We start from the raw sequence: 3,526 nt of genomic DNA, 5'->3' as shown, positions 1-3,526 counted from the left end.
GTCACGTTCCGGGCCCGGTTCCGTCAGCGCGTTCACCTTCCGGAGCTGGAAAGCCCCGCGGTGGACGCCCTGGTCACCGTGGCCTTTCTGGACGCCACACAACGCTGCCTGGTCTCGCTGCAGGACTTCCTCAAGGCCTCCCGCCCGGCCTGAGCCCGCGAACTCGCCCCGCGGCCCGGCCCGCGGTCCGGCCCGCCGTTCCAGTCCGGCCCGGTAGGGCGGCCGGGCGTCATCGGACAGACGACTATCAGGAAGGAGGGGACAGTGCTCGAACACATCCAACGCAACCAGGAAAGCCCGCCCGAGCGGGGGCTGCACCTGTACCAGAAGTTCAGCGACCCGTCCGCATTCGTGGCCTATCGGGATTTCCCGGAGCGGGTCGCTGCCTACGCCGATTTCTTCCGCGGCCAGGGGATCAGGCCGGGGACGCGGGTGCTGTTCCCGTTCGAGACCTCCACCGCGGTGATCTTCTCGTTCCTGGGTCTACTGGAGATCGGCGCGGTACCGCTGTCGGTCAAACCGTTCCTCATGAACACGCCGCGCGATGCTTACCAGGACTTCCTTGGAAGGGTCGCGCGGGACTTCGGGGCGGGAAGCATCCTGGGGGTACCGGGCCTGGCCGCGGTCGAGGTGTACCTGCCCGTCCTGGCGCTCCCACCGGCCGGGATCCGCGATCCGGGTGCCCGGCTGCGAACCCCCGGAGACGACGAACTGGCGTTCGTGCAGTTCTCGTCCGGATCGACGTCGTTTCCCAAGGGGGTCCCGGTCCGTCACGACAGCCTCCGCGCGAACCTGGCCATGATCACCCGCACGGACGCCCGCCGGCCCGAGGAACGGGTCAGCAGCTGGTTGCCGCTTTACCATGACATGGGCCTGGTTGGCGGCCTGCTGTCGTGTCTGACGGTGGGCTGCGACCTGCTCCTCGCTGAGCCGGTGACGTTCCTGTACGACGCCCCCGGCTGGTGGGAGCACATGGCCCGGGAACGGGTCGATGGAACGGTGATCCCGAACTTCGCGATCGACTATTCACTCCGGCTGATGCGGGACCTCGAATCCGAGGACATCGCCGCGATCGACCTGTCCCGGATGCGGTCGATCTATCTCGGCAGCGAACCCGTCAACATCCCGAACCTCCTCGCGTTCGTGGACCTCATGGCCGCGGCGGGCCTGGGCCGCGACGTGTTCATGCCGTGCTACGGCATGGCCGAGACCGTGCTGCTGGTGTCGAGCCGTCCGCCGGGCAGTGACATCCGGGTGGTGCCGTCGCCGGCGGGGGTGCCGGCGGTCTCGGTGGGCCGGCCGATGTCGGAGTTCACCGTGCGCCTGCGCGACTCGGACGGGCGGGTCTGCGGGGAGAACGAGTTGGGCGAGATCGAGCTGGCCGGCGGCAGCCTGGCATCGTCCTACCTCGACAATCCGCTCCCGCTCGGCGGGAACGACGGCTTCTACGCCACCGGAGACATCGGATTCGTCGATGGCGGCGAACTGTTCATCACCGGCCGTATCAGCGATCGGATCAAGGTCAACGGTCAGAGCTTCTTCGCCGCCGACTTCGAACAGGCGGTGGAACAGCTGCCGTTCGTGCGCGAGGGCCGCACGGCGGTCGTGCAGAGCGACGGGAACATCGTCGTCCTGACCGAGGTGGACCGCGCGGCCCGCCAGGACGTCGAGGGCAGCCGGGCGCGGATCGTCGAGCACCTGGTCCGGGCGATCGGGGTGACGGTGCGGGATGGCGACGTGCACTTCCTGCGTCCCGGGCAGCTCCCCCGGACCAGCAGCGGCAAGCTGCAACGGCGCGCGATCGCGCGCGCGTACGAGCAGGGCGAGCTCCGGGGGCTGCCGGCGGGTCCCGCCCCGCGCCCCGCCGGCGACCCCGGCGATCACTAGGGCGCGCGTCGAGTTGTGATCTGTCTTCGGGATTCGGTCTCATGGTGGGGCCTGGTCTGGTAGATGGTGTGGGGTGCCAGAACTCAGCCACGGGTGTTGACCTGGGGTTTTAGGTGGCTCGTTCGTATTCGTTGATCAGGCCGTCGAGGACAGGTCGGCGCTTGATCCGTTCCTGGGCCAGGTCGGCGACGGGGTGGTCGGGCCGTGGTGGTCGAAGGTCGCGGCCGCGGTGGGGTCGTCGTAGGCGTTCGCCCGCGGGGTTCGGGGTGGGATCTTGATGGTGGTGATGCCGGCGTCGGCGAGGATCGCGTCGAACGACGCGGTGAACTGCCCGGCCCGGTCGCGGACCAGGAACTGGAAGTCGGCCGCCCGGTCACCGAGGTCCATGAGAAGGTTCCGGATCTGTTGGGTGGTCCACGATCCGTCGGGGTGGGCGACCCAGGAGCAGATCCGAGACACCCCGCACCAGCGGACCGACCGCCGGCTTGTGATCGGCCCCGGTAGAGAGAAATAGTCAAGACTTGTGGGTGGTGATCGTTAGGCGGCTTGGGTGACGGGCGTGGTGGTGGGTCGTTCGACGAGCTGGCCGGTTTCGAAGGTGGCGCTGGCACGGACGAGGGCTCCGAAGATGGCAGGTTTCGAGGCCGTCGCCGCTTACAGCGGGCGGCATGATCGTCGACCGGAGTTGCTCGTGGGTCGTCCGGTTTGAGCAGGATCGTCCTCCTCGCGACGCCACTCATGCGGCTAACACACAGTCACCACCGGATGTGCGACAGAGCCGTTAACGTGACACTCCCTCGGGCAGGCCGGCCGGCGGGATCCCGTGCGATGGTGCATGAGCGGTCGGTGGGTGGCGACGCAGGGCAGGCCCGCGGGCTGTTACCGGTCGCCCGCTGGCTGGACGGCTGGGATGCGTGTGCGTCGGTTCGCCTCATGGGGGGGCGTGGGTTCGGGCCGACCGCCATCGACGGCGCCCAGATGATCGTCCGTTTCGCCGGCGGCCACGAAACCACCCGCGATCTCGTCACACTCGCACGGTCCACACTGCTGCCGTTGGCCTGGCTGGTCATGGTGTCGAGGGCCCCACTTCAGGGTGGGATGACGGCGGACGCGGCTCCGACGTGGTGGTGACCTCGTTTTCGGAGGTTCTGCGGGCTATACAGTGACTGGCACTCAGCGAGGTCGAGTGCCAATCATCGGTGCGACGGGTGCCTGCGTAAACGGGAGCACTGTCCACGGTGCCGGGCACCCCATCGATGACTGGTACCTCTCCGCGCAGGTTTGCCCCCCTGAGAGGACCCATCACGCATGGCAAAGATGATCGCCTTCGGCGAGGAGGCACGGCGTGGCCTGGAGCGCGGCATGAACCAGCTGGCCGATGCGGTCAAGGTCACGCTCGGTCCGAAGGGTCGCAACGTCGTTCTGGCGAACAAGTTCGGTCTCCCCACGATCACCAACGACGGCGTGAGCATCGCCAGAGAGATCGAGCTGGAGAACTCCTACGAACGGATGGGCGCGGAGCTCGTCAAGGAAGTCGCGAAGAAGACCAACGACGTCGCGGGTGACGGTACGACCACCGCGACGATCCTGGCTCAGGCTCTGGTGCGTGAGGGTCTGCGTAACGTGGCCGCCGGCGCGA

General features: G+C 68.0%; 3 protein-coding genes and 1 pseudogene. 3 read left to right on the top strand and 1 reads right to left on the bottom strand.

Annotation, left to right across the window (positions count from 1 at the left end):
• Positions 1-264 precede the first annotated feature (264 nt).
• Positions 265-1,887: an AMP-binding protein gene (locus NBZ83_RS30960; protein ID WP_261571212.1), complete on the top strand. Its 1,623-nt coding sequence runs from the start codon at positions 265-267 to the stop codon at positions 1,885-1,887.
• A gap of 109 nt (positions 1,888-1,996) precedes the next feature.
• Here the strand turns inward: NBZ83_RS30960 and NBZ83_RS30955 are convergent.
• Positions 1,997-2,409 (bottom strand): annotated as a pseudogene (locus NBZ83_RS30955) (integrase core domain-containing protein); the annotation flags it as partial.
• Positions 2,410-2,733: 324 nt separating this feature from the next.
• Here NBZ83_RS30955 and NBZ83_RS30950 point away from each other — a divergent pair.
• Together NBZ83_RS30950 and NBZ83_RS30945 are read left to right on the top strand one after the other, a co-directional pair.
• On the top strand, positions 2,734-3,018 hold the full coding sequence (locus tag NBZ83_RS30950) for a hypothetical protein (RefSeq protein ID WP_261576392.1): 285 nt from the start codon (positions 2,734-2,736) through the stop codon (positions 3,016-3,018).
• A gap of 177 nt (positions 3,019-3,195) precedes the next feature.
• Positions 3,196-3,526, top strand: a 331-nt coding sequence (locus NBZ83_RS30945; protein WP_308203845.1) for a TCP-1/cpn60 chaperonin family protein, incomplete at its 3' end; no start/stop codon positions are given.

The organism is Frankia gtarii, assembly GCF_025403375.1.
Lineage (GTDB): Bacteria > Actinomycetota > Actinomycetes > Frankiales > Frankiaceae > Frankia > Frankia gtarii.
Note: the sequence above shows the minus strand (reverse complement) of the source record. Positions and strands in the feature narration are given on the sequence as shown.